At 52.0% G+C, this 24,214-nt stretch carries 21 protein-coding genes; 10 read left to right on the forward strand and 11 right to left on the reverse strand.

What is annotated here, in order from left to right:
• Window positions 1–78: 78 nt before the first annotated feature.
• The gene (locus H6B30_RS00005) at window positions 79–1,368 is read right to left on the reverse strand and encodes an IS1380 family transposase (protein ID WP_205106648.1); all 1,290 of its coding nucleotides are present in this window, start codon (window positions 1,366–1,368) and stop codon (window positions 79–81) included.
• A 146-nt stretch (window positions 1,369–1,514) separates the two neighbouring features.
• Between H6B30_RS00005 and H6B30_RS00010 the strand changes: the two genes are divergently transcribed.
• Complete coding sequence (locus H6B30_RS00010; protein ID WP_205106650.1) at window positions 1,515–3,395, forward strand: six-hairpin glycosidase; 1,881 nt, start codon at window positions 1,515–1,517, stop codon at window positions 3,393–3,395.
• Window positions 3,396–3,577: 182 nt separating this feature from the next.
• Here H6B30_RS00010 and H6B30_RS00015 read toward each other — a convergent pair whose 3' ends face one another.
• Window positions 3,578–4,867 (reverse strand): IS1380 family transposase, encoded by a 1,290-nt coding sequence (locus H6B30_RS00015; protein WP_205106652.1) that lies wholly within the window; start codon window positions 4,865–4,867, stop codon window positions 3,578–3,580.
• A gap of 846 nt (window positions 4,868–5,713) precedes the next feature.
• Here H6B30_RS00015 and H6B30_RS00020 point away from each other — a divergent pair.
• The 5 genes from H6B30_RS00020 (at window position 5,714) to H6B30_RS00040 (ending at window position 13,111) form a co-directional block, all read left to right on the forward strand.
• Entirely contained in the window at window positions 5,714–6,355 is a 642-nt protein-coding gene (locus H6B30_RS00020; RefSeq protein WP_205106654.1) for a low temperature requirement protein A, read from the forward strand.
• 471 nt (window positions 6,356–6,826) lie between these two features.
• Entirely contained in the window at window positions 6,827–7,348 is a 522-nt protein-coding gene (locus H6B30_RS00025; protein ID WP_205106656.1) for a two-component regulator propeller domain-containing protein, read from the forward strand.
• Between the two features lie 84 nt (window positions 7,349–7,432).
• On the forward strand, window positions 7,433–8,776 hold the full coding sequence (locus tag H6B30_RS00030) for an AraC family transcriptional regulator (protein ID WP_205106658.1): 1,344 nt from the start codon (window positions 7,433–7,435) through the stop codon (window positions 8,774–8,776).
• A 90-nt stretch (window positions 8,777–8,866) separates the two neighbouring features.
• Window positions 8,867–10,648: a thrombospondin type 3 repeat-containing protein gene (locus tag H6B30_RS00035; RefSeq protein ID WP_205106660.1), complete on the forward strand. Its 1,782-nt coding sequence runs from the start codon at window positions 8,867–8,869 to the stop codon at window positions 10,646–10,648.
• Window positions 10,649–10,735: 87 nt separating this feature from the next.
• On the forward strand, window positions 10,736–13,111 hold the full coding sequence (locus H6B30_RS00040) for a glycosyl hydrolase family 95 catalytic domain-containing protein (RefSeq protein ID WP_205106663.1): 2,376 nt from the start codon (window positions 10,736–10,738) through the stop codon (window positions 13,109–13,111).
• Between the two features lie 1,268 nt (window positions 13,112–14,379).
• On the opposite strand, the gene H6B30_RS16230 is transcribed toward H6B30_RS00040, so the two are convergent.
• From H6B30_RS16230 to H6B30_RS00060, 5 genes are all read right to left on the reverse strand, one after another.
• Window positions 14,380–14,805 carry a hypothetical protein gene (locus H6B30_RS16230; protein ID WP_239483414.1) on the reverse strand — a complete coding sequence of 142 codons (426 nt, stop codon included), beginning with the start codon at window positions 14,803–14,805 and terminating at the stop codon, window positions 14,380–14,382.
• Window positions 14,806–14,981: 176 nt separating this feature from the next.
• Window positions 14,982–15,122, reverse strand: a complete 141-nt coding sequence (locus H6B30_RS16235) for a hypothetical protein (RefSeq protein ID WP_239483415.1) — start codon at window positions 15,120–15,122, stop codon at window positions 14,982–14,984.
• Between the two features lie 133 nt (window positions 15,123–15,255).
• Window positions 15,256–16,227: an FtsZ/tubulin family protein gene (locus H6B30_RS00050; protein ID WP_205106664.1), complete on the reverse strand. Its 972-nt coding sequence runs from the start codon at window positions 16,225–16,227 to the stop codon at window positions 15,256–15,258.
• A gap of 29 nt (window positions 16,228–16,256) precedes the next feature.
• Window positions 16,257–16,727 (reverse strand): DUF6557 family protein, encoded by a 471-nt coding sequence (locus tag H6B30_RS00055; RefSeq protein ID WP_239483416.1) that lies wholly within the window; start codon window positions 16,725–16,727, stop codon window positions 16,257–16,259.
• A 246-nt stretch (window positions 16,728–16,973) separates the two neighbouring features.
• The gene (locus H6B30_RS00060; protein ID WP_205106667.1) at window positions 16,974–17,423 is read right to left on the reverse strand and encodes a DIP1984 family protein; all 450 of its coding nucleotides are present in this window, start codon (window positions 17,421–17,423) and stop codon (window positions 16,974–16,976) included.
• Window positions 17,424–17,632: 209 nt separating this feature from the next.
• On the opposite strand from H6B30_RS00060, the gene H6B30_RS00065 reads away from it, so the two are divergent.
• Window positions 17,633–18,562, forward strand: coding sequence for a DNA-processing protein DprA (locus tag H6B30_RS00065; protein WP_205106669.1), 930 nt, complete (start codon window positions 17,633–17,635; stop codon window positions 18,560–18,562).
• Between the two features lie 20 nt (window positions 18,563–18,582).
• Window positions 18,583–19,557, forward strand: coding sequence for a DUF6557 family protein (locus H6B30_RS00070; protein WP_205106671.1), 975 nt, complete (start codon window positions 18,583–18,585; stop codon window positions 19,555–19,557).
• Between the two features lie 65 nt (window positions 19,558–19,622).
• Here the strand turns inward: H6B30_RS00070 and H6B30_RS00075 are convergent, their stop codons facing one another.
• Genes H6B30_RS00075 through H6B30_RS00085 form a run of 4 tightly spaced genes read right to left on the reverse strand, consistent with a single transcriptional unit; the run spans window position 19,623 to window position 22,158 of the window.
• Entirely contained in the window at window positions 19,623–20,366 is a 744-nt protein-coding gene (locus H6B30_RS00075) for a hypothetical protein (RefSeq protein ID WP_205106673.1), read from the reverse strand.
• A gap of 1 nt (window position 20,367) precedes the next feature.
• Window positions 20,368–20,544, reverse strand: coding sequence for an RtcB family protein (locus H6B30_RS16240; protein ID WP_239483417.1), 177 nt, complete (start codon window positions 20,542–20,544; stop codon window positions 20,368–20,370).
• Between the two features lie 18 nt (window positions 20,545–20,562).
• On the reverse strand, window positions 20,563–21,633 hold the full coding sequence (locus tag H6B30_RS00080; protein ID WP_239483418.1) for an RtcB family protein: 1,071 nt from the start codon (window positions 21,631–21,633) through the stop codon (window positions 20,563–20,565).
• A 6-nt stretch (window positions 21,634–21,639) separates the two neighbouring features.
• Window positions 21,640–22,158 carry a hypothetical protein gene (locus tag H6B30_RS00085; RefSeq protein WP_205106675.1) on the reverse strand — a complete coding sequence of 173 codons (519 nt, stop codon included), beginning with the start codon at window positions 22,156–22,158 and terminating at the stop codon, window positions 21,640–21,642.
• A 548-nt stretch (window positions 22,159–22,706) separates the two neighbouring features.
• Between H6B30_RS00085 and H6B30_RS00090 the strand changes: the two genes are divergently transcribed.
• Window positions 22,707–23,669 (forward strand): helix-turn-helix transcriptional regulator, encoded by a 963-nt coding sequence (locus tag H6B30_RS00090; RefSeq protein WP_205106677.1) that lies wholly within the window; start codon window positions 22,707–22,709, stop codon window positions 23,667–23,669.
• Window positions 23,657–24,208 carry a 3'-5' exonuclease gene (locus H6B30_RS00095; protein WP_205106679.1) on the forward strand — a complete coding sequence of 184 codons (552 nt, stop codon included), beginning with the start codon at window positions 23,657–23,659 and terminating at the stop codon, window positions 24,206–24,208. Before H6B30_RS00090 ends, H6B30_RS00095 begins: the two co-directional genes overlap by 13 nt.
• Window positions 24,209–24,214: the final 6 nt, after the last annotated feature.

Below are 24,214 nucleotides of genomic sequence, written 5' to 3' on the forward strand. Positions count from 1 at the left end.
TGACTTGTATGCAGACACCTTCCCCTTACCCCGTAAGGTCGAGAGGCTTTGACCTAAGCATCAATGAAGAGTGTTAATCTATCCGTGCTCCCAAATTATGTTGTATGGTTTGTTGGAGTAGATGTTGAGTTTGTATTGTCGTGCCGTTCTGATCCACTTGGCAGGGACGGCGATGAATCTGAACAGAAAACTCTTGACTCTGTCTGTGGCCTTGATTCCAAAGAGGACAGCCATAAGCGGCAATGCCACGATGTATCGGTAGAAGTTTGCCGCCATGGCGGTTAGGAGCAGGAACACGGTGTTCTGGTTCATAAACGACTTTGGCAGATGTGCCCATCCGAAATCGTTGTTCTGGCGGTCAAATACCTGTTCTGCTGAGCCCCGCTTGTTGTAGTGTTGTATGATCTCCTCGTCGGTCATGTCCCAGTCGTTGGTCAGTATGCAGCGGTATGTATACTCACCGTCGAAGAGGTCAAGTTGCTCGCCATTCTGCTTACGCTGCCGCTGCACGACGAGGCGGCAATGCTTTGCGTCCTCGAAACTCTCGAAGGGGAACGACTGCACGTCGTACTGCTGGAATCCTATCTCCACCGTAGTCCAGCCTGTCTGCCGCTTCACCTTCTCGTACAGACCTGCATACCGCTCGGCACGGATGTAGAACTTGTCAGTATGCTCCATGACCATCTTCACAATGTCTTCGCTATAGGAGCCGCAGTCAGCACGGAAGCTCCTGACATGAATGCCGAACGACCTCATCATCTCGAAGAAACGCCGGTGAGTCTCTGCCTGCATGAAGCGCACGTTCGCTTTGCCGTCACGGTTCTCAAGATAGGCAATCAGCCCGCCGATGGTGAACACGCCGGGGCTGTAGCCGTCAAAGCCCTTGTAGGTCCGCTTGCTGTCATACTTGTCCGCCTCAAGGAACTGGTGGTCGAAGTCCACGTCGTACTCGCCTCCCTCCGCGAGCTGACCTGTGGCCAGCAACAGCTTGATGAGCAGTTGGTTCAGTTTCTCAGCCGTGTTGAAATCATAGACGTTGCCCGTCTTTTCTACCGTGTATGATATGTTCTCCGTTGCCAGTTCTTCTATGCCGCGCAGCACCGTGTCTGCACTTGGAACACGTGTATGCGGACGCTCGGTAAGCACGTCCTTCAGATATAGGTTGAGGTCTTCCATGCAGTCGCCGCCACAGCAGAACACGGAAAAGATCGCACGTATAATCTCGCTGTACTGATAGCCAATCAGAGTGCTGCGAAGTCCTAAGTGTGAGTCTATCACAGAAGACAGAATAGAGTCAAATTTGTCCAAAACGAAAAATATTCCGCCAAAAGCAGTGATTTTCTCAGATCTTTGTTGTACTTTTGCCATGGCATTGATGATTTTGCTTCTCTTGATTTGCAGCACTAAGGTAAGTGAAAAATCTGACATGGCAAAATCCTGAGCAACAAAAAGTTGCTCAGGTACTTATAAAGAAATTTAAACTAAAGTGCTGCGGAATCTAGGAAATACTAACGATGAAGAAATTTGTATTCTTTCTTTTCTGCCTCTTGTGCTGCCAGATAATAGCAGCACAGCGCGTATGCTATTCTGATGGCAGCATCACCATAGAGGGCGACCCGATGACGTGGACACTTGCTACCGACGGAACGCAGTATCCGTGGGTCACCAGTCAGTACCAGTGGGGCAAGACCTACTATGAAGCCGACGGAGAAATTGCCGTCAATACAGAACGTCGGCAGGACGGCAGCGACATCGTCGAGACATATACCTTCACAAACACGTCGAAGCGCAAGGTGTCGCTGAAGAACGTCGGCATCTACACGCCGTTTAACGACAACTATCCCGATGCCAAGACCTGCATGACGCAACGCTGCAACGCACATATCAATGCCAACGGACGCGGTGCATGGGTAAACGCTTTGCGGATGAACGGTGTGGGCCCGCACCTTGGACTGATGGTCACCGAGGGCGAAATTACCGACTATGACGTATGGGAGCGCGGACAAAAGAAGGGTATGTCAAACTTCCGTGGCGTCCTTGCCCTTTGTCCGCCTGACATGATGCTGAAGCCCGGCCAGAGCTACCGCCTGACGTGGCGCATCTTTACCCATCAGGGCGGCGACTTCGACCAGCAACTGCTCAGACGAGGCGGCACGGTGGTCAGGAGCGAGAAATATGTCTATGCCGTAGGCGAGACAGCCAAGGTCGATTTCGCCACCAGTAGAGGTACGAAGACGGTCAGACGGAAGATAACGGCAACGGGCGACATAGATATTGAATACAAAGGTACTCACGCCCTTCTGTTAGGCATCAGTGACGAACAAAAGTTGATTGAGAAGCGCATTCGCTTCATCCTCGAACGACAGCAGATGCAGGACAAATCAGACTCTCGCTACGGAGCCTTTATGATTTTCGACAATGAGGGTGACTCGATACTGACCAACGACCAGGGACGCAGCGACCTCAGTGAAGGTCGTGAACGCTTGGGAATAGGTATAGCGCTTGCGGCATACGGCCTAATTGAAAAAGAAGAAAGTAGAAATGAGAAATTGCTATCTGCCTTGGAACGCTATGCTAAGTTCGTACGCGAGCGGCTGCAATATCCCGACTATCGGACAAAATCAAACGTCAATGGCGGCAAGAACCGAGGCTACAACTATGCCTGGGTAGCTGACTTCTATTTCCGCATGGCTATGCTGACTGGCGAGGCGCAGTATGCACGTGACGGCTATGCTACCTTGCAGTCGCTCTATCGTCAGTTCGGATATGGCTTCTATTGCATCGACTATCCCGTAACGACAGGTCTGCAGGCATTGCAACAGACGGGACTGACTTTCGAACGCGACATGCTTCTTCAGGACTTCAAAGCCACAGCGGATATTTTCGTAAAGAACGGTCTGAACTTCCCAAGCTTCGAGGTAAACTACGAGCAAAGTATCATCGCTCCTGCTGTGCAGTTCCTATGCGAAGTATATTTAGCGACAAAAGAACAGAAATATCTCAAGGCAGCACAAGGTATGATGCCTGCACTTGGAGCACTCAGCGCACGGCAGCCCAACTACCATCAGCACGAGATAGCCATCCGTCACTGGGACGGATATTGGTTCGGCAAGCGTCAGACCTACGGCGATGTCTATCCCCAATATTGGAGCTGTATCACCGCTGCCGCCTATCACTACTATGCCAAGGCTACGGGCATTCAGGACTATCAACAGCGTGCCGAGAATATTGTGCGTGGTAACCTCTCGCTCTTCCGTGAGGACGGTAGTGCCACCTGTGCTTTCGTCTTCCCTCGCCGTGTCAACGATGAGCCAGCCCATTATGCCGATGCATACGCCAACGACCAGGACTGGGCACTGCTTTATTACATGTTGGTAAATGAGAAAAATATATAAAGGAATTAACTATAACCTAAAATCCGCAGATAATTTTTCGATTGTCTGATTTAGTCCTTGCTTATGACGATTCTGTCTGACTCTGGGCTTAGAAGCTCTTGACATGACTTGTATGCAGACACCTTCCCCTTACCCCGTAAGGTCGAGAGGCGTTGACCTAAGCATCAACGAAGAGTGTTAATCTATCCGTGCTCCCAAATCAAGTCGTATGGCTTTTCTGAGTAGATGTTGAGTTTGTATTGTCTTGCCGTTTTAATCCACTTGGCAGGGACGGCGATGAATCTGAACAGAAAACTCTTGACTCTGTCTGTGGCCTTGATTCCAAAGAGGACAGCCATAAGCGGCAATGCCACGATGTATCGGTAGAAGTTTGCCGCCATGGCGGTTAGGAGCAGGAACACGGTGTTCTGGTTCATAAACGACTTTGGCAGATGTGCCCATCCGAAATCGTTGTTCTGGCGGTCAAATACCTGTTCTGCTGAGCCCCGCTTGTTGTAGTGTTGTATGATCTCCTCGTCGGTCATGTCCCAGTCGTTGGTCAGTATGCAGCGGTATGTATACTCACCGTCGAAGAGGTCAAGTTGCTCGCCATTCTGCTTACGCTGCCGCTGCACGACGAGGCGGCAATGCTTTGCGTCCTCGAAACTCTCGAAGGGGAACGACTGCACGTCGTACTGCTGGAATCCTATCTCCACCGTAGTCCAGCCTGTCTGCCGCTTCACCTTCTCGTACAGACCTGCATACCGCTCGGCACGGATGTAGAACTTGTCAGTATGCTCCATGACCATCTTCACAATGTCTTCGCTATAGGAGCCGCAGTCAGCACGGAAGCTCCTGACATGAATGCCGAACGACCTCATCATCTCGAAGAAACGCCGGTGAGTCTCTGCCTGCATGAAGCGCACGTTCGCTTTGCCGTCACGGTTCTCAAGATAGGCAATCAGCCCGCCGATGGTGAACACGCCGGGGCTGTAGCCGTCAAAGCCCTTGTAGGTCCGCTTGCTGTCATACTTGTCCGCCTCAAGGAACTGGTGGTCGAAGTCCACGTCGTACTCGCCTCCCTCCGCGAGCTGACCTGTGGCCAGCAACAGCTTGATGAGCAGTTGGTTCAGTTTCTCAGCCGTGTTGAAATCATAGACGTTGCCAGTCTTTTCTACCGTGTATGATATGTTCTCCGTTGCCAGTTCTTCTATGCCGCGCAGCACCGTGTCTGCACTTGGAACACGTGTATGCGGACGCTCGGTAAGCACGTCCTTCAGATATAGGTTGAGGTCTTCCATGCAGTCGCCGCCACAGCAGAACACGGAAAAGATCGCACGTATAATCTCGCTGTACTGATAGCCAATCAGAGTGCTGCGAAGTCCTAAGTGTGAGTCTATCACAGAGGACAGAATAGAGTCAAATTTGTCCAAAACGAAAAATATTCCGCCAAAAGCAGTGATTTTCTCAGATCTTTGTTGTACTTTTGCCATGGCATTGATGATTTTGCTTCTCTTGATTTGCAGCACTAAGGTAAGTGAAAAATCTGACATGGCAAAATCCTGAGCAACAAAAAGTTGCTCAGGTACTTATAAAGAAATTTAAACTAAAGTGCTGCGGAATCTAGGAATGTTTTGTTTCATCATTGCCTACACTGTTTTTTTAATGAATTATGATAATGAAGTGAACACTAAACCCGACTGAACGCTCTGCAACGACATGGCCGAATGGGAACAACGGCTTTAGGGCAAGCAACTCAGCATACCAAAGCAATGAATGAAGCGCAACTGAACGCCACCCGCCGGGCAACAAGCCCAACACATCGTCAAAACATCTCGTCCTGACAAATTTATAGATTAATAAGGCATATTTACCCCCGTTAATATTTGTTAACCAAACAGACAATACAATCAAAGCAAACAAGACGTCTTACATATAGGAGAAGGAAGGGGGAATAGTTAAGGATGAAGGATGAAGTGTTAAGGGTGAAAGCCGTGCGGGCTGATAGTTGCGGCCATAAGCCATAAGCCAAAAGCTAATGTCTGCACTCCTGCATCCTGCATTCCGCATCCAGCCCTCCCGCACTCCCGATGCAAATGTCTACACTCCTGCACTCCCGCATTCCGCATCCAGCATCCAGCATCCAGCATCCCAATATGATGCAAAATATAGGATGAACAATTTGTACAACAAGATTATTTTGCGTAATTTTACGGCCGCATCCGCAACGCGCAACGGCGGAACGGCCGCAAGCGCCTGCCGACGCCCAAAGGCATGGCAGACGCGGTATCTACACGGCAAAAGAACTATTCATTACCTCAACCAAACATTCGACAACTTTGTCCATACGCAGAATGGAAGGACGCGACATCAACGAAAGGCATCGCACGTCCACCACACTTGAACTACTCTTCGACCTCATCATCGTGGTGGCCGTGGCACAGGCCGCCGGCGGGCTTCACCACATGCTTGCCGAAGGCATGTATGCCACAGGGGCGGTGCGCTACATGATGGCCTTCTGGTGTGTGTTCATCGGATGGATGAACTTCAGCTGGTTTGCCTCGGCCTACGACACCGACGACGCGCCCTACCGCATCACCACCGCCGTACAGATGCTTGGCGCCATGATCCTGGCTGCCGGCATAGGCGACATATTCCTGCACACCCCCGACCTCACCACGGCTTTCATCAGCTTCGTCATAATGAGGCTCGCCATGGTGACGCAATGGCTGCGCGCCGCCCGGCAACACGAGGCCGGCCGGGCCACTTGCATAAGGTATGCCGTGGGCACCGCCCTGGCGCAGGCGCTTTGGTCTGCCACTCTGTTTTCAGGGGGCGCGGCACAGACGGCGGTGTTCGTCGTGGCCGCCATGGTGGAGCTGGCCGTGCCGTACATCGCCGAGCGCAAGGGTGGCACGCCGTGGCACCCGCACCACATAGCAGAGCGCTACGGCCTGCTGGTAATGGCGGCATATCGCTGAAATGGGTGGTCATGGCCGCCGCGCTGGCCCCAGCCCTTTATGTGCGCACGCTGGACGCGGGCAAATGCTGACTTGCCGCAGACTTTGCAAAAGGCGTAGCAGACTACGCCGAGACAAAGCGGACGCAAGAGGATGAAGGCACATGGCAGGCCATGAAACACGACAATGCCAAACAATGCCTCATTATTTTTTAAGCCATGCATTGGGATTGTCACAAATAATCAGTAATTTTGCCACTGGCACAATGCAATGGCAAGCACAGCGGGCAAAGCATTGGCCGCAGCCCGTACAAAAGGAAAATGAAGCGGAAGCACATCCCCCGCCCTGACTTTACGCCACGCGGCGAAGCCCAGGCCGCAGGCCAACGCCTTGGGCGGCCGCCCGCAGCGGGCGCCAACCCCGACGCCACCGACGGAAGGCATGGCGGAGCCATTGGCTTGCTGCACCAACGGTTTTAATACGTAAAGAAGTATGTTTGCAAGGACATCAATCATATTTTGCATCATCGTCATGCAGGCATGCCTGTCGGTTGCGCGCGACCGGATGCACGCCAGGCGCATCACCAGCGCCGACGGCTTGACCCACAGCCACGTGAACAGCATCTGCGAGACGCCCGACGGGCAGGTGTGGATAGGCACCTGGAACGGGCTGATGCGCTGTGGCAACGGCAAGACGGAGGGCATACGCTCAGACCGCAACGGACTGCGCATAGGCAGGGTAAAAGACCTCAGGCCCACCCCCGACGGCAACGTGACCTACGTCAACGAGGACGGCAAGCGAATGACGCTCGACACCAAGAGCCTCACGGTGTCTGAATGCCGCTCTGCGCCCGACAGGCCTGCCGCCAGGGATGAGACCTGCCGCTATGCTGTCGACGACGACGGGCTTGCCATCGAACGCCGCGGCGCCTGCTACCGCATTCCCTTCGGCAAGACGTCTAACGAGGGCCATCGCCTCAGGGTGCATTACGAAGACTCGCGCGGCGGCGTATGACTCAACTTCAACAATGCCGTATACCACCTTACGTTCACGCCATCACCGTTCTGCTATGCGGGCTTCTGGGACGGCAAGGCCGCCATGCCGTTCCGGGCCACGGTGCGAGCCATTGCCACCGACAGCCGGGGACGGCTGGTGGCGGGCGGCAAGGACAGCATGCTATACGGGCTCACCGAGGCGCCGCTCAGGCTCAACGACGACGTGTATGGCATAGCGGCCGACCTGCGGGGAGGCCTGTGGGCCGGCCTGCGCGCGTCGGGCCTGTGCCACGTGGCGCCCGACGGCGACGTAACCTACCACACGGAGACAGGCATGGCCCCGCTGAGCCGGGTCTTCACACTGCTGCGGGTAGGCACCACGCTCTACGTGGGCACACGCGACAACGGGCTCTGGGCCCTGGACATTGCCGACAGGCAGAGGCCCCGGGTGAAGGCCCACGCGGCCGACAGCGCCCTGGTGCACTCGCTCAGCCTGCTGCGCAACGGCAACATAGCCGTCTGCACGTCGCGCGGCTTCTGGATATGCACGCCCGGGCTGGGCGTTGTCAGCCGGCCGAGCGAGAGGCACAACGTGATCTGCGCCGCCGAGCTGCCCGACGGCACCATTCTCCTGTCGACAAACGGGCACGGTATGATGCGCCAAAGCCACGGCAAGAGCCTCGGGCTGCCGAAGGCCTTGCGCGCCATCGACAGCTATGCGCTGAACATGGCATGGGGCCCCGACAGCTCACTGTGGATGGTCACCGACGACAAGCTGATGCGCTACTCCTTCGGCGAAGACAGGCTCGATGTGTTTGGCGCGGCCGACTTCGGCGAGAATCTGACCTTCAGCGAGTCGCAATGCTGCATCTTCCAAGACAGCCTGCTGTATGTGGGCGCCATCCCCGGCATGATGGAGGTAGACGTCAAAGCCATCGACCGGTATGTCGAGGCAAGGGATGATGGCGGGGGCACCAAGCCATGGCATGGCGCCATAGCCGTGGCCACCGCCCTTGGCGCAGCCCTGGCCTGCAAGAGGCGCAAGAAGGCCAAGGCCGCCCCGCAGCGGTATGGCGTGGCACCGGGCAAGCCCGAGGTCGTGGGTGCAGACACGGCGTTCGTGGACCGGTTGAACAGCGTGCTCAACTCTGTCATCGCCGACGCCGATGCCGACATCGACAGCATAGCCTCGAGCATGAACATGACGCGCAACATGCTGTTCCAGCGCTGCAGCGAGACACTGGGCGCCACGCCTGCCGCCCTGCTGCAACGGAGGAGGATGGAGCGCGCCTGCCAACTCTTTGACGCCGGCGAGAGAAGGGTCAAGGAGGTTGCGTGGCAGACGGGGTTCAACGACCCCAAATATTTTGCGAAGGTGTTCAAGAAGACTAAAGGCATGACACCTACGCAATATGTGGAAAATCAGCGCGAAAAGGATGGAAAGTAATCATTTTCCACCTTTTCTGTTGCTATTTTCCACCCCTGCGTGCCGGGTTTTGCCTAACATTGCACAAAAACCAAATCATAATCAACTGCAATGGAAGCAACCTGCATCAGAAAGGCGGCCGCGGTGCTGGCCGTACTTTCTTCTTTCTTCAACATCAATTCCTCGGCACAGGTGCCCGCATTCCCGGGAGCCGACGGCTACGGACGCTACACGCAGGGCGGCCGCGGCGGCACGGTGTACTACGTGACCACCCTCGACGACTCCGACGAGCAGGGCACCCACGTCTATGGAGCCATATGGGGCGGACTGGGCGCGTCGTTCTACCACAACATGCTGGCGCACCACGGCTCGCGCACGCCACGCTTCGGCACTGGCGACCACAACGACCGGCCCGACCTGCACATGGTTGACATGCGCAACTGCGTGAACTACAACTATGCCGGCAACGGGTGCTACGGCGCCGAGGGCATGCACATAAACCTCGTGAACAACTATTACAAGTGGGGGCCGGCCACCGAGACGGCATCGTGCCGCAACAAGCTCATCGCCCCGGGCTATGCCACCCACAGCGATGGCGTGACGGCCATCTGGAGCAAATACTACCTTGACGGCAATGTGGTGACTGGCAACAGCAACGTGACGGCCGACAACTGGCTTGGCGTTTCCTTCAAAGGCAACAGCAGCATGGAAAACGGCATGGTGACGGCCGCCGACCTGAAGAGCGACACCGCCATGGGGCAGATACCCGAGTTCCACCAGCACACGGCCGACATGGCCTACGACAAGGTGTTGCGGTATGTGGGGTGCAGCAAGAGCCGCGACTCGTACGACGCACGCATCATCGAGGAGGCTGCCACGGGCACGGCCCTCTTCAGGGGCTCGAAGGGAGGGCTGCCCGGACTGATAGACACGGTGGAAGACCTTAGGCCCGACGATGCCGCCGACGACTGGAGTCCATGGCCCGAGCTGGCACAGGCCGAGGCGCCGCAAGACACCGATGGCGACGGAATGCCTGACGCGTGGGAGCAGGAGCACGGGCTCGACCCCGACAACGCCGACGACGGCAACCGCCGCGGCAACGACGGCTACACCATGCTTGACGTATATCTGGCCAGCCTCGTGGCCGACATCACCGAGGGCCAATACGAGGGCGCCGGGCTGATGGGAGTGCCGGGCGAGCCATACACCACATACGACTACTCCACCACCGACTCGGTGGCATGGCCCATGGGCAGCAACAGCGACACGCAGACGGCCAGCATATCGGGCAACGGCAACGTGGCAGAGGCCACCTACACAAAGGGCGAAGGCTTGGAATACAGCAGCAAGACAACTACATACAACGACATCACGTTCACCACATTCACACCCACAGAAGAGAGCAAGACGCCCAGCGACGCTGCGTATGTCGACTATGGGGTGAAACCGGGCGACGGGGCAAGCATAGTGCTGTCTAACATCACGTTCGACGCCATACGCATCGGCACCGGTGGCACGGCCATCGACATTGCGTGGATTGACGGGAACGGCACCGAGACAACGCTTGCCAAAGGCATCAAGCCTGTGCGCAACGACAACTCGGAGGAGTACAAGAAGCACACGATAGAACTGTCGGAAGTGAAACGCGAGCACACAGCTGGCATGTCGACGCTGCGCTTCTACCTGTACAACTACGCCCCGGGCAAGGGCATAGGGCTTGCCAACGTGGCCTTAGGGATTAATGCCGAGGGCGGCACCAACGCCATGATGCCGCCGGCAATCTCACAGCCAAACGGCGCTACGGAACCTCAACACTACGACCTGGCGGGCCGGCGAGTATCGCCCGACACCAAGGGCATTGTAATTGTAAACGGCAAAAAAGTAATCAGATGAGAAAGGCACGCACAACGTGGTGCTGCGCTTCTTCGGCTCTCACCCTGACAACTTAATGGACATAGACTACATCAAATTCAAATAACAATGCAACGGTTACTCATATCAACACTCATCGCTTTACAATCTTCACTCTTTCCTTCCATGTCACACGCACAGTCGCCCACGTCGTTCTGGTCCCAGCGGCCTGCCGGGCGCTGGGAGGAGTCGCTCGTAACGGGCAACGGCATCATGGGAGCCATGGTCGAGGGCAACCCGTACCGGGAGCATGTGGTGCTCAACCACTCGCTGCTCTTCCTGCCCATCAACCCAATCATGATGCCACCGTCGCAGGGCAAGCACCTCGACGAGATACGGCAGATGATGCTGGGCGGCAGGTTTGGGGAGGCCTCGCAGCTGCTTGTCGACATTGCCACAGAAGAGGGCTATGTGGGCAAGCACAACAGCGACCTCTTTGTCCCGGCGTGCCGCCTCGCCATCTCGACCGACTCGGTGTCGCCCACGCGCAACTACAGGCGGAGCGTGGATTTCCGCACGGGCATTTGCCGCATAGAATGGCAGGACGGCCGCGGCAGCTATGTACGCGAGACGTTTGTCTCGCGCGCCGACAACGTGGTGGTGATGCGCCTGCGGGCCCTCTCGGGCAAACTCGACACCCGCCTGTCGCTCGAGCGCATCACGGCCAGCGACCCCGGACGGCGAAAGAAGTTCAAGATGAACGACAACGACCGCATAGAGACGTCGCTCGCGGGCCAGGGCGGCCGGCTGCTATACTACCGCGCCAAATATGACACGCAGACCGTGCACCCCGTCAGCGGTCAGAAAGGCTACGAGGGCTACGAGGCCGCCGTGCGCATAGCCGGGTGCGACGGCAGCGTGCGCCCCGGCGCCGGCGGCTTGGAAATAACGGGTGCCACCGAGGTGCTGCTCCTTGCGCGCGTGGAACCGACCCGCGATTTCTCAAAGCCGGCCCACAAAGCCATGGCGGCGTCGCTCGACTCGCTCGGCGGCTACGGCCTCCTGCTCGAAAGGCACGTGGCCAGGCACCAGCCCCTTTACGACCGAGTCAAGATAGACCTTGGCGCGTCGGCCGCAGACCGCAGCCTCAGCAGCGAGCAACTGCTGGCCAAGGGAGGACGCAGCCTCGCCCTCATAGAGCGGCTGTTCAACGCGGCACGCTACAACGTGCTCTCTGCCACAGGGCTGCACGCCCCCTGCCTGCAAGGCATCTGGGGAGCAAAGATGACGCCCAACTGGGCGGGCGACTTCACCGCCAACGGCAACCTGCCCGTGGCCATATCCCACATGCTGCAGGCCAACACGCCGGAGCTGATGCTCTCGCTCTTCAACCAGCTTGAGGCCCACATGGACGACTTCCGCACCAACGCCCGCGTGCTGTTCAACTGCCGAGGCATCCACATACCATCACACTTCTACACCCACGGCCTCGACTGCCAGTTCGACAAGACATGGCCCATGACCTTCTGGGTGGCAGGAGCGCCGTGGTACTCAATGTTCTACTGGGACTATTACCTATACACCCGCAACCGTGAGTTCCTGCGGCGGCGCACGCTGCCGTTCATGGAAGAGTCGGTGGCGTTCTTCGAAGACTTCCTCACGGAGGGGGCCGACGGCAAGTACATCGTCAACCCGTCGTACTCGCCGGAGAACCACCCTAAGAACTACAAGATGCAGGCATGCATCAATGCCACGATGGACATCGCTGCCATCAAGGCCCTGCTGAGGGCCGTCATAGAGGCCAGCCGGACGCTCGGCGCAAACAGCGACCGGATACCGGCATGGCAGGCCATGCTCGACAAGATGCCGGCCTACGGCAACAACGCCGACGGGGAGTTTCGCGAATGGCTCTGGGCCGACATGGAAGACAACCATGAGCACCGCCACGCCTCACACCTGATAGGGCTCTACGACCTGCACGACCCGGAGATCATGCAGACGCGCGAGTTGAGGCAGGGCGCGCTCAAGGCCATCGACCGACGCATGGACTTCCGCCGCAAGGAGAACACCGGGGTCATGGCGTTCGGCATCTGCCAGCTGGCCTTCGCCGCCGCCCTCGGACAGGCCGACCGCTGCGAGGAGATGCTGGGATGGCTTGGAGACAACTATTTCCTCGACAACATGTTCTCAACCCACGACCCGCACAACATATTCAACTGCGACATATCGGGCGGCTACCCCTCTCTCGTGATGAAGATGCTGTGCTACAGCGAGCCGGGCCGCATCGACATCTTCCCGGCCAAGCCCTCGTCGTGGCGTCGGGGCAGCATAAAGGGCATGGCCCTGCGTGGCGGCATAATAATGGAGGAACTCAGATGGGACGGCAACAAGACTACCGTCACGCTCCGGGCGGATGACACGCAGAAAGTGTCTGTCACCATCTACGGGAAGCACGTGAAAAACGTCAGGCTGAAGAAAGGCAAGCCAACCACGCTGGCCCTGTAGCCCACCCGCAATGGCGCACGCCCGGCGGCCACGCCGCCGGCATCGGGCACGCCTGGCGAAGCACATGCAGGCTTGACCGGTCTGCACGCAATAGATCTTTTAAGGATGGGGGCGTTTGCCGTAAACTCCCCCATCCATCATGTTCTATGCCAGGTCTCGCCAAAGCCCGGCGTCTGCCACATTACATAAGGGAATGGACGACCCGGGGCTTGCAACGAGGCAAGAGTGCTCCCGCCTTAGTATTCCATCGGCCAGCCCTCTTCCAAGTTCCCCCGGTCGGCCGTCAGGATTTCACTGTGCAGCATGGCAGCGGTGATACACCATTGCCCTGCCGCCGGGGCTCTGTATAGCGCCGAGCGTCAACCAACAGGCGAAACACAAAACAAAATTCAATCGGTGCTTGCATGGGTTAGCAGAAGGTATGAAAAAAGCAGTTACAACATCTGTAACTGCTTTTCTTCAGTGGGCCATCCAGGGCTTGAACCTGGGACCTCCAGATTATGAGAACGATAAGATGATTTTCTGTGATAGTTCGATTTGCTAATCTTAATTAATTATCAGATAGTTACGATTTTTACTATCTCCTATGAAACTCACTAAATACCCCTAACTGAAACCGTTTGTTTACGCATTGTTTACGCAGAATTAGGGAGGTAAATGGCTATTAAGCTCGTTGGGAGGGTAATGTTAAGTACCCTCTTTTGTTTTGCATAAAGCATAATGTTGTCGCAAATAATTTATAATTTTGCGACAAATACAATGTAATGACCAGCATAGAAGACCATATTTTGACTGAAGTCGGAAACCTGTTTTTATCGTATATCTTAGAGACAAGAATTCACCTGAATATGACAATATCAGATTAGGGTTTTAGCTCATCCAGTAATCCACACAAAATATATAATACCATTTTGCACGATAGAACGATTGTCATAAAACCAATATAAACCTTCTCCCAAGATGTGAATTTTCTTTTCGGTTGACCTAATACTTTTCTCAAATGTTCCATTGTATTCAAAATTTAAGTTAGGGGCAGAGATTGTCAATACGGCATTCCTGTCAAAGGAATGCCAAGACAAAGGCACAGGCAAGGTCAAAGTCTAAGACCGGATGTTTTTATAGCTGCAAACATCCGCCGTTTGTTAGTTAGACATCCTTATTCCAATTCCTATCAAATAAGAACGATAACCTCTGCCCCATCAAAGCCGTGATTAGCATCCATTGAGATGCAAGTTCACGACACCTTTTTATTCTTCAAGCCGGCTTAATTACTCATAAATGCTTTGTAAGGCTTCCGGCACATTAATTTTCAGTTTAGAGATGCGTTCCTGCTCTTTCAGTTGCCATTCCTTGTATTGAGTGAAAAGCGTCATGTGGCATTGTTTTTCACTTTCCAGTTCCTGCTTGAACCGATGCGTATTTTCTAAAGTCTGTTTCTCGGCTTGTTTCTTGATGGCAAACTTCATTTTATTCAGTTCCCGTTCATTCTGACGATGCCATTTTTGGAGTTCGAAAAACACATCTTCTACTTTTTGCGGGTCAACGGAAGGAACATGAGCGTAAATCAGCGTGTCTTTTCCATTGCCATCGGTGCTGTAGGGCTTCATGATTCCGTTCTGGAGTTCCTCACGAGCAGAAGAGAATTGCCCTCCGGGATGGATATATTTCCCAATAGTAGCAGCTATGGCTTCCAATTGAGATAGCGGTTACGCTCCTTGATATTCATTTGAGCAATGATATCTGTTTCCGTCGTTTCCTTCGGATAGGATGGACTGGAAGGTATTTTCGACTCCTTGAAGCGTACACCATTCTTTAAATGTAAAGTTTGCTACCCGTTTCAATTCTTTGTCTTTAGCCTTGACTGCTTCTCTCATCCAAGCGCAAAAGCATTCATCGAGGCTGTGTCTTCCAAAAGAGGATGCACCTGGGCCAGCATATTCTCGTCATAGCCGACACATATAGTTTTTCCCGATTCGGAAGCCGAACCCACAATATCGACTTTCGTAGTCAAAAAAGTCATGTTTTTCAACTTTGCCTCATTCCCGGATATAACTTCCTGTGCCAAATCAGCCAAGTGCGAAGCCGAGGTGGAAGTTAGTCCGTGTTCACAGAAGAAAACTTTATTTATTTTTCCATAATAACCATTAATTACATTTGGTAAAAATGTCTATCCGAAGAATGCCTGTCGGCATGGTCTGAGACTCAATAATCGTCCATTTTATCTGAGTGCTTTCCAGTTTCATCATTATACAATCATCAAAAACGCCCATAAATTCTTTGAATAAGCTATCATAAAAAGTTTCACGAGTACAATAAATAGCAAAGATTAAATTAGAAACATCCTCCAATGAGACATATTTTGCAGGAAGGAATTTTTGTATATCTTTTAATTCGGTCTTTAAATAATCAACGCTCCCTGACAATGTAAAGAGGTCAATAAACTTTGTACAAGAATGATAGCCCAAGAAACTTCTTACATCATTAAAGTCAAAACAAGTCAGACCGACCTTTAGCAGACTGAAAAATGAGTTCGCGATATCCGTGACTCTTTTGTCCGCTTCTTCAAACAGTTCAGAAAACGTATGGCAAGGCAACGCATCATAATCCACAACGAAAATTCCGTCAGCAATTTTTTCCAATTCACCAAGTACTTTTATAGCGTTCTTTCTTTTTTCCATACCCTCAGACGAATGCGGCAAAGTGGCTATAAGCAATTTTACCTTAACTTTCAAATCAGCGGCTTTCTGAAGAAAATGTTTGATACATCCTTCTCCTGTTCCTCCGCCCAGGCATACAATAAAAACAGACACAAGTTTGTCTGCAAGTATTTGCTCTAAACACGGCAACGATTTCTTACATTCTGCCTCTGCCAAACGTCTGTCCTTTCCACTTCCTAATCCGTCAGTGCCAATGAGGTACTTATGAGCGAGAGACAGTTCGCCTATCTCTTCTCCGTTCATTCCAAACACGCATAAATCCACATGAGGCAGCTCGTTCTTTTGTATTTTTTCCACAATTCTTCCTGCTCCGCCCCCAATTCCGATTATTGAGAAGCTACAAGTCTTGTGTGGAATGCCAAAATCAAACACAGGCTTAGATAAATCATTTTTTTCCATATAGACAACAATCTATTATAATTAGTTAGTCAAAGTTTTTTCGATGTATTATCCATTACCGCCCCTTGATATTGGAATATCCTTTTCCGATTTTCTTCCGCCATCTCTTCCGTCCCGCCAAAGTAAGTGATTTCCCACAGCAAGCCTGCAACAAGCTCTTGCGGCGTAATCACGATGTCTTTCTCTACCACCACTTCCATGCCAGCTATTTCCGACCACGACGGATAACAGGCCACAGGGCAGTTGAGGTGATTGTCCGCTTTGTCGTATACAGAGCAGTTCATGTCTATCATCGGGCTACAGGTTTCCCAACGCCATACTAAGCGAATGTAATATTGGGGTGATTTCGCCTCCAACGCTTGGACGTTCAGATAAATCCTTTCCCATTTGCCCAGGTCGAGATGTCCGACCTGTTTCGGTTCGTTGGTCTGCCATAAATTCAGGAATGCCGGTCTGATTTCGGCAAAACTGAATTGCGAAAATAATTCCTTGAATGTCATAATATTTACTTTAGAATAATAAATACCCTCAACCCACCCCCGTCTTTCCTTCCAGACAATCGGCACAAGGTAATGCGCAATAATCTTCCTCCATGGGCCGTGTACGTTATGCGTTTGTACGCCGTGCCGGAGATGCGCGGTAATAACCATGCTTCTGCCAGCTGCCACCTTGGTTTGTTGCCCCCTGCCATGCGACATGGAAGTGCCGCCATTGTCTGATGCAAAGAAGGACTACGCCTTATTATGTCAAATTAAATCTACCGACCAGTTCAGGCTTTGTAGCTTCATATCCAGGTTTCGGAGCTGTTTGGAATAGTTGTCCGTCACCTTTCTTAGTTCACCCACGTCCACTGTGCGGACATATTTTATCTCCTGTCGCCCGTAACGGTCATTTTCAACAACGTGCTTCAAGAGGTCGCGCATTACCGTCAGGCGCAACTTCAATGCGTCTTTGCGGGCAATCATTTGGGTGAGAGTTTCTCCCTCGTGCACGGTTTGCATGTTGGTGCGGTTAATCCGATAGATAATCACCTCGAATTGCGAAAGGCATTCATCCAATTCTTTATACAATTCGTTCACGTCCTCAGAAGGTTGGTCACCTTCCTGCACCTTGGCGCTGTACTTCAGCCGACTTTTCAATTGGTCGATTCTGTTTTGCAGGTCGGCGCGGATGCTTAATGCTTCTGCCAGTTTCATTCTATTCCTCCTATTTGGTTTGATGATGCAAAGTTCCGTCATCAAAGTGCCAAATCGCAGCACAAGGTGAAGATATTTTGTATTTCCATTATAAATTTTCAAACCACATATAGAGTAATGCAAACGAAAGCAGACGAAAAAATAATCTGCCTATGCTCCGATTCGGCGCATCGAAAGGCTTCCTTTGCCGTGAAATAAAATATCATCTTATGAAAAATAGCGAAGATTGGAAAGGGGCTGCCAAGAAGCAGCAAAATAAAATAGAGGCATGGAGGCTTTCTTATCTTTCGGTAGAAGAATTATTATGCCTGCAGTTGCTGGGGTATTCTCCCAAGCAACTATATGAAGACATGGAAAGCGAAAGATATTCACTGAAAGAAAGGGCTTCCATGTCCATTCGCGAACTCGACAAGGCAAAACGGATATTGGATAGACAGGCAAAAGCCGGAGTGGTCACTATTCCTTATTATAGCGAAGCGTATCCTCATCACTTCCGCCATTTACGAGAAGACGCACCGCCGCTCGTCCACGTGCTAGGGAATAAGGATTTACTCAATCGTGAAGACAATGTGGCTATCATTGGTGCCCGTGCTGCGGACAAAGATGGATTGGACATGGCATACGGGCTTGCTAAACAGATGGGTGAACAAGGACATATCGTCATCAGTGGTCTGGCTTTGGGATGCGATACGGCTGCCCACCAGGGTTGTCTTGATGCGGACGGACAGACAATAGCAGTGGTGGCCTCGGGCTTGGACATCACGCATCCCAAGGTGAACAAGTCGTTGCAGGATGAAATAATCGCCAAGGGCGGAGCCATCCTTTCCGAACATCCTTTCGGCGTGAAAGCTAATCCCACAAGATTGGTGGCGCGTTGCCGTATGCAAGTTGTCTTGACCCAATCGGTCATCGTGGTACAATGTCCCATTATCAGTGGCACGATGTATGCCGTGCGTTTCGCCCAAGAATATAGCGGGGGTTCCTTTGGGTGGGAAAACAATGTTTATTCTGTCCGGTATGATACGCAGAATGAACTGAACTCCGGCAACCAATTCCTGCTCGATTATAACTTGGCTCTGCCCATTAGACCTGGACAGGAGGCCTCATTAGACAGTGATAATAAAATTGTTATAGCATAACACTTCTACTACAAATAATTATGACACTAAAAGAATTACTAACGCAAGTCGGCTTCGACGAACTTCTTCCGTATCTGGAGAAATACGAGCCAGAACATCTGGACAATCTCTACGCCTTCCGCGAGTCATACGACATTCTTCGTAACATGGAACCTGCAAATAATTTTGAAGGTAAAATCTTTGTAGAATGGCATGGCGGAGAATGGGAAGATGAAGAAAAATGGATTGGCGTAAGCCCGATGCACGACTGTACTTGGGAAGAAGATTTGGCCAAAGAAATTGTCGTGGCCGATGATGTGCATCTTACTCTGGCAGAACTCGCCATGCATTGCTTGTGGGAAATCACTTATTGGGGATTCTCACCTGACGAAAGAGAAGAAACATGGCAAAGAAAATTTGGACCAAAGATTTTGAATAATAAGTATGAAGTTGCTTTGGATAAACTGGAGGAAAGCATCTGGCGGCATCAAACTCCACGCCGCCTACGCAGCAAAGGGAAAGACGGACGGCGTTATGTTACGTGGACAAACGCGCGTGACTTCTTTAACAATCGCATGAACCGCTCAAAACGAAAGCGAGAATACCGTCAGGACAAACGGGAAGAATATCTGCGCAAAATGGCCGCACGAGAGAATCTGGTAAGGATGCTTTCCGCCGAAGGCAGCACCTTTAGGCGGAGCGACGTGGAGTTTCTGCTCAGTATGCAATACGGTAGACAGTATGATTACCACTCTGTGACACAGGATACCGGTTCACGCCTCGCCTACATTCTGGAGTCAATGACCCAATATCAGCTGTTTGACCTTACGAAGTATGACAGTGCCGTTATCTTCATCCGTTGTCCTTCTCACTGCCCGCTGGATGAAACGGAGCTTGAGATCTTCCGTAAATCCGTGATGCAACATCTTGGATACACAAACATGTTGTTCGGTATGCAGACAGAAGATTATGAGAAAAAGGAAGTAAAGGTTACGCTGTTATTGAACAAGAGATAAGTTTAAGAAAGGGATGCCAATATACTGATATCCCTTTCTTGGAGTTATTGCCTATAATGTTTGCTTTACTCCCACCACTCCCTCATCTTGTAAAGACGTATCCGGTAATACAGCCGCTCCATCTTGCGGACATATATTTTCTTGCCATAATAGAGCTTGTCGGGAAGATCGTCTTCTTCATCACTTGGCACAGGCGCTTCTTCATAAGCGTCCATTAGGGCGGAAGAAACTATATCCCCTACATTTCTGATATTCATCCGGTCAATCTGCTGTTGGAAGATATGTAAACCATTGTCTTTGATGTGTTGTAACAAGCAGATGCAAATATCTATCCAACGGTTGAAGCCGAAGTTGCCGTTCTCGTCCGCTATCAGGGAATGTGAGAAATAAGCCCTCATGCAACGTAGTTTGGCATACTCCAAAGCATACAGATATTGCCAGTCGTATTGCGGGTCATGAACAGCATGCTCCGCCAGCTCGTCGATGAGAGGTTGCAGGTGTTCTTTCTTCCACTCGTTGAAACACTTGCGGTGATACCACAATCCACGTTCATAACTTGCGGTAACCATTTTCTCGAAGTTTCTTTCTTCCTCCGTGGGCTTATGCCCGTCGCTGTAGCTATACGTGTTCCATTCAGCAAATAGTGTCACCCATTGTTCGAACTCCTCGTCAGAATGCAATTCTTTCGGAATGTGCATTCCTCGTCTCAGCAAGTCCTGTTTCTCTTTTTCAGAAAGATGGGAAACGTCGGCCAGCGGATAGTCATAATTGCCAGGATCCAGTCCTGTCAGTTCTTTGGGTTTATCCATATCATTCTGCAGCTTTAAAGTTATACACAGGCTTTATCACATTCACTATGTCCACAGTGTCACGGATGTTACCGATGATTTCGTCTTTCGGCTTGTACACCATGGGCGACTCGTCCTTGGTCTCTTCCGACAGGCATTCGCTGTATATGCCCTTCATGGAGGCACAGTAGTCCTCCATGGTGATAGCCTTGAAGGCCTAGCTCCGGCTCATTATGCGCCCGGCACCGTGTGGGGCAGAGCAGTTCCACTCCGTATTGCCCTTGCCGATGCAGATAAGCGCCCCGTCGCGCATGTTCAGCGGGATGATACACTTTTGCCCCTTGTAGGCGGCTATCGCCCCCTTGCGAATGATGTTGTCGTCGCCTATGTAGTTATGCACACTCTCAAACGCCAAATCATTTGTTTTGGCTTCCATATGCCCTTGTTGGATGAAATAATCCGTGATGAGGTTGACAATCAGGCTGCGGTTCATCTTGGCCCACAGCTGGCAGAGGCGCATATCGTGCAGATAATCCTCACGGTAAGCACCTTCCAGGTATGAAAGGTCGGGCGGTATCGTTGGCTTGCGCATCTTGAACGAGTTGTGCAGTTGGCGGATGGCATCCCGCAACTCGTCCTTGCGCCCTGCCGCCTTGTATTCGGCAATCATGCGGTCCTGTTCTTCCATCAGTCCGGCCCAACCCGACTGGCACTTTACGGCCAGCTTCTGATAAATCCGCGCCACTTGCTTGCCCAAGTTGCGGCTTCCGGTGTGGACGACCAGGTAGGTCATGCCACATTCGTCCTTGTCCAGTTCGATAAAGTGATTGCCACCACCCAATGAGCCTATGGCGGCGTTCAAGCGTTTGGTCTCCTTCAGTTCGCGGTAACAACGCAACCGCTTGATGATGTCCTTGGCTTCGCGATATACATCCGCATACCCTTGCGGGAGCGGTGCATAGCGGTTGTCTCTGTAATTGCGACCCGACGGGATGTTGTGTAGGATGAACTCATTGAGGGCATGGCAGTCTACTTCACCCTTGCAGGCAAATGGCTGCACCAAGATGCCGCAGCCTATGTCCACGCCCACGATATTAGGGATTACCTTGTAGCCTAAATCTCCCGTAAAGCCGATTACGCAGCCTGCCCCGGCATGAACGTCGGGCATGATGCGGATTTTGCACCGGCTGAACGCATCGATTGCCAGCAACTCCTTGATTTGCTCACTGGCACTGCCCTCGATGTTGTCAGCATAAATCCTTACGTTATAGCCTTCTATTGTCTTCATTTTGCTTTATGAAAGAATGCGTATCTTTAATTGTTTCTTTTCGTCCTCAACCAACTTGTCCCATAAGCTGGAACGCTGCAAAGCGGATGCCGGAATATAATCCTGGTATTTCTCCAGGAACTCCATGCTATACAATTCATCCCTGCGATAGCAGTTTATAATTTCGCTCCAATCCCAATATTCGGCAAATTGCTCCAGGAGCGCAGGAGTTAGTTCGATATTGGAATTCCTTGACAATTTGGACCAGTTCCAATAATCCTTGTATCTTTCCAGATTCTCCGCTGTGAACAAATGTTCGTTGTCGGAATCGGAAAGTTCCTCCCAATCCACTTTGCTCTTGAACTTCTCTATCATTGATACAGTCCAAAGGATATTGCTGTTGTCGGATATCTCTTTCCATACAACCTTGTCCTTGTACTTTTCCAACAGCTGTTCGTTCCAGGCAAATTCGCTTGACAGTTCTTTCCATGCGGCTTCTTCTAATACTTTAGCCATAAAATCGTTGTTCCAATTCTTTGTTGCCATACTACTTATTATTTTAAAGGGTTTAACATCAATCCTGCCGCAAAGATAAGATTTACGAGTGCCAAAACGAGGCACAAGCAAAAAAATAAAATAAAAAATCTGCGCCCCGCCCTTGCTTGCAAATATGCAACTAAAAAGCATCAACGTGCATCCTTGCTTCCTGCATGTGCCGTTTTGCCATCCAAAACGGCACGCTTTGGGCTGCAACATGGCCTGTTTAAGGAGGCAAGACGCGCCCATTTGGATGGCAAAACGGCACACCCCGCAACACATTGAGCGGCAGACGTTTAGCCGAAACGGGAAAAGTCATTTCCGTTAACATAAAAATGTCAACGCCGACACGCGGCAGCCGCAGACCAGGGTGGCCGTTTGCGGACACACGTAAAAAAACGAATGGAAAAGCAGAAAAAACAATGATATGCCGCGATTTTTCACAAACAAACAAGTAACTTTGTAGCAAAGCAAGTCGCACCAGGCAATTCGCGGGCAAGCCCACGTTGCACACGTTTGCGCAGCTTTTGAAGCATTAACACATAAATCATGGCAATATGGCAGCAAACCTATTTGGGCGGTACGTCTGGCTGATAGACACCCTGCGCCGATACAAACGCCTTACGTTCCAGGAAATCAGCGAGCTTTGGCAGGAAAGCGGGCTGGGCTACGGTGAGGAATTGCCTTTGCGCACGTTCCACAACCATCAGAAAGCCATCAAGGACATCTTCGACGTGTATATTGATTGCGACCGGAAGGACGGTTACCGGTATTACATTGACGAGCCGGAACGGCTGGAAGGAAACAATCTGCAAAGCTGGCTGATAAGCTCATACGCCACGCTGAACCAGATTCAGGCGGACAACAAGCTGGAAGACCGGATTATTTTTGAGGATATCCCATCGGGACAAACATGGCTCACGCCTATCGCAGAGGCCATGCGGCGCAATCGTGTGCTGAGCATCACGCACCAAGGGTTCGGCAAGCCCGAAGCCAGCACGTTTGAGATTGAGCCATACTGCCTGAAAGTCGTGAAGCGCCGTTGGTATGTGGTGGCACGCAGCCCGTACTATTCAAACCGTAACAAAGAGAGAGGCATCAAGCCCGCAGACGTCTACCGGGTATATGCCCTCGACCGCATCTCAAACATCCAGGACACGGGCAGGACATTCAAGATGAAGAAGGGCTTCGATGTCAACCAATATTTCGAAGGATGCTGCGGAATAATCACATCTGATGAACCCATACATCGCATCTTGCTCTTGGCTTACGGCGGCTTTGCCGACTATCTGCGCACGCTGCCATTGCACGAATCGCAGCGTGAGATAGAGAGTGACGACGAGTCAACGCTCTTTGAATACCACCTGAAGCCGACTTACGACTTCTACCAGCTGGTACTCGCACAAGGCGACCAGGTGGAAGTGCTGGAGCCGGAATCAGTGCGCAACGAAATGCGCAACTTTTCACAGAACATGTTGAACCATTATACTTTTGGGGAGGATAAACCATGCAAGGGATAAATTTCGTGGCCATTGACTTTGAGACAGCCACAGGCAAGCACGCTTCCATCTGCGAGGCGGGCATCTGCGTGGTGCGTGACGGAGAGATAGCAGAAACCCGTTCGTGGCTCGTCCGTCCGCAAGGCAACATGTACAGCTACTGGAATATGCAGATTCATGGCATCCGGCCGAATGACACCATCCATTCCCCGGAATTCCCGGAAGTGTGGGCGGAAATCTGCGGATATCTGAAAGACATTCCCGTGCTTGTGGCCCACAACGCCGCTTTTGACATGGGCTGCATCCGCCACTCGTTGGAGCTATACGGCATGGAGAAGCCGGACATCACCTATTATTGTTCCCTCCTTGCCGCCCGCAGGCTTTACAGCTTCGGCTGCAACAGTCTGGATTACCTTTGCGACCAGTTCAAGATACCTTACGGGCAGCACCACCGCGCAGGAGATGATGCGGAGATGTGCGCACGGCTGTTTCTGAGAGAAATAAAGGACTTCGGACTTTGTGGATTAGAGGAAATGAAGCACTATTGTGGAAAATTATAAAATTAC

Source organism: Marseilla massiliensis, assembly GCF_016899955.1.
Lineage (GTDB): Bacteria > Bacteroidota > Bacteroidia > Bacteroidales > Bacteroidaceae > Prevotella > Prevotella intestinigallinarum.

Bases quoted from the DNA above. Each gene is read 5' to 3' on its own strand.
- H6B30_RS00075 (WP_205106673.1), bottom strand. From the start codon at position 20,366: ATGGATAAACCCAAAGAACTGACAGGACTGGATCCTGGCAATTATGAC.
- H6B30_RS00050 (WP_205106664.1), bottom strand. From the start codon at position 16,227: ATGGAAAAAAATGATTTATCTAAGCCTGTGTTTGATTTTGGCATTCCA.
- H6B30_RS00070 (WP_205106671.1), top strand. From the start codon at position 18,583: ATGACACTAAAAGAATTACTAACGCAAGTCGGCTTCGACGAACTTCTT.
- H6B30_RS00010 (WP_205106650.1), top strand. From the start codon at position 1,515: ATGAAGAAATTTGTATTCTTTCTTTTCTGCCTCTTGTGCTGCCAGATA.
- H6B30_RS00040 (WP_205106663.1), top strand. From the start codon at position 10,736: ATGCAACGGTTACTCATATCAACACTCATCGCTTTACAATCTTCACTC.
- H6B30_RS00080 (WP_239483418.1), bottom strand. From the start codon at position 21,633: ATGAAGACAATAGAAGGCTATAACGTAAGGATTTATGCTGACAACATC.
- H6B30_RS00025 (WP_205106656.1), top strand. From the start codon at position 6,827: ATGTTTGCAAGGACATCAATCATATTTTGCATCATCGTCATGCAGGCA.
- H6B30_RS00085 (WP_205106675.1), bottom strand. From the start codon at position 22,158: ATGGCAACAAAGAATTGGAACAACGATTTTATGGCTAAAGTATTAGAA.
- H6B30_RS00030 (WP_205106658.1), top strand. From the start codon at position 7,433: ATGCCGTTCCGGGCCACGGTGCGAGCCATTGCCACCGACAGCCGGGGA.
- H6B30_RS16240 (WP_239483417.1), bottom strand. From the start codon at position 20,544: ATGGAGGACTACTGTGCCTCCATGAAGGGCATATACAGCGAATGCCTG.
- H6B30_RS00055 (WP_239483416.1), bottom strand. From the start codon at position 16,727: ATGACATTCAAGGAATTATTTTCGCAATTCAGTTTTGCCGAAATCAGA.
- H6B30_RS00035 (WP_205106660.1), top strand. From the start codon at position 8,867: ATGGAAGCAACCTGCATCAGAAAGGCGGCCGCGGTGCTGGCCGTACTT.
- H6B30_RS00090 (WP_205106677.1), top strand. From the start codon at position 22,707: ATGGCAGCAAACCTATTTGGGCGGTACGTCTGGCTGATAGACACCCTG.
- H6B30_RS00095 (WP_205106679.1), top strand. From the start codon at position 23,657: ATGCAAGGGATAAATTTCGTGGCCATTGACTTTGAGACAGCCACAGGC.
- H6B30_RS00005 (WP_205106648.1), bottom strand. From the start codon at position 1,368: ATGGCAAAAGTACAACAAAGATCTGAGAAAATCACTGCTTTTGGCGGA.
- H6B30_RS00015 (WP_205106652.1), bottom strand. From the start codon at position 4,867: ATGGCAAAAGTACAACAAAGATCTGAGAAAATCACTGCTTTTGGCGGA.
- H6B30_RS00060 (WP_205106667.1), bottom strand. From the start codon at position 17,423: ATGAAACTGGCAGAAGCATTAAGCATCCGCGCCGACCTGCAAAACAGA.
- H6B30_RS00065 (WP_205106669.1), top strand. From the start codon at position 17,633: ATGAAAAATAGCGAAGATTGGAAAGGGGCTGCCAAGAAGCAGCAAAAT.